Source organism: Psychrobacter sp. 1U2 (assembly GCF_051847575.1).
Genome location: NZ_JBPYDC010000264.1, coordinates 1 through 1,292, shown reverse-complemented (window position 1 = coordinate 1,292; position 1,292 = coordinate 1). Strand labels below are relative to the sequence as shown.

Annotated in this window: 2 protein-coding genes; both read right to left on the bottom strand. The window is 38.5% G+C overall.

The window, feature by feature from the left end; all coding sequences use genetic code 11:
• Positions 1 to 229: DUF938 domain-containing protein (locus ACS8FD_RS15030; RefSeq protein WP_439276446.1), on the bottom strand; the 229-nt coding region annotated here is incomplete at its 3' end.
• 129 nt (positions 230 to 358) lie between these two features.
• Positions 359 to 823 (bottom strand): flavodoxin family protein, encoded by a 465-nt coding sequence (locus tag ACS8FD_RS15025; RefSeq protein WP_439261276.1) that lies wholly within the window; start codon positions 821 to 823, stop codon positions 359 to 361.
• Positions 824 to 1,292: the final 469 nt, after the last annotated feature.

The window sequence follows — 1,292 nt, the reverse complement described above, 5'->3', positions numbered from 1 at the left end:
CATACAGGTTTGATGCGGGATAGGCATTATGCCAAGCTTGTATCACCTGATGATTATCAATTACATCGCTGGTTTGCCATTGTAGGTGTGGCAATCTTGGTGCAAAGTAAACACTATGCTGACCGGTACCTGAGCCGACTTCTAAGACATGAGTATGCTCTTGTAGCTCTTTTTGCAGTACATCTAAGATAGGTGCTTTATTGTTTTCACACGCTTGCGAAAATGGCATTCCGTCTGGAGAAATGGATTGCGTATTATCTGAATTATTATTAAACACTACGGCCATCCTTATAATGCTGTTTTAATAAAGCACTGATATCAATAATGGATATAGGCAACAACAACCTACCACATTGACCTAATAGATACCCGCCTCTACACCCGCGGCCAATGTCATTGCCAGCTCTTCTACTTGCTCGCTAAACGTCTCTTGCCAATCGCCTTGTAAAATAAGTGCTTCTTGAATCCATTCCCAACGTAGCCCCGTCGTAATCGTTTGTAGCGCACGTTTGGTCCCTGTGCCATCTTGTCCTGCCCGAATATATAAAGCGAATGGCATCCCTTGCTTTTTTTCGAGCACCGGATAGTAGCAGCGATCAAAAAAATCTTTGGTCAAACCTGCCATATAAGCCAAGTTCTCTGTCGTCCCTAATAATAATGCATCAGCAGCCAATACATCTTCAGGCTGCGTATCTTGGGGCGACTTTAGAATGACATTGATATCTATATCAGGATGATTAGCACCGTCATAAGCCGCTTGTGCGAGCTTTACGGTATTCGGTGATGGCGCATGCGCGACAATAAGTAAGGTTTTGGTAGCCATATTAATCACCTTTATAACGGTTAATAGTCATTTTTTGAATAATATCACAACAGATAATTTTGGGGAAAAGACACTCAATAGCATTGTTATGGAATACTTTTTGCATACTATCGATCCAAGGTTGCTCAAGTTGTTATGCCTGTTAGTGATAGTGGTTATATAGAATGATCTCATTACACTATTTTACATAGGTATAAGACTTATGCAAATGGACACAGTTTCAAAAACTCGATTACTACAATTTTTCAGTTGTTACAGGTTTTATAGAAATAAAGCTAGTCTATACTCACAATCGCGATACTAAAGTTAAAATTAAACGTTAACTTCTCAACATATGTAAAACGAAACCATATTGTAGTCCTACAAATTTAAGTAATTGAGCCAATTTGAGTTAAACAAACGGAGTATTTATGAGTATTAGCCAGAATCGATCTGCTAATGATAATTTATTAAATTTGAATACAGTTTC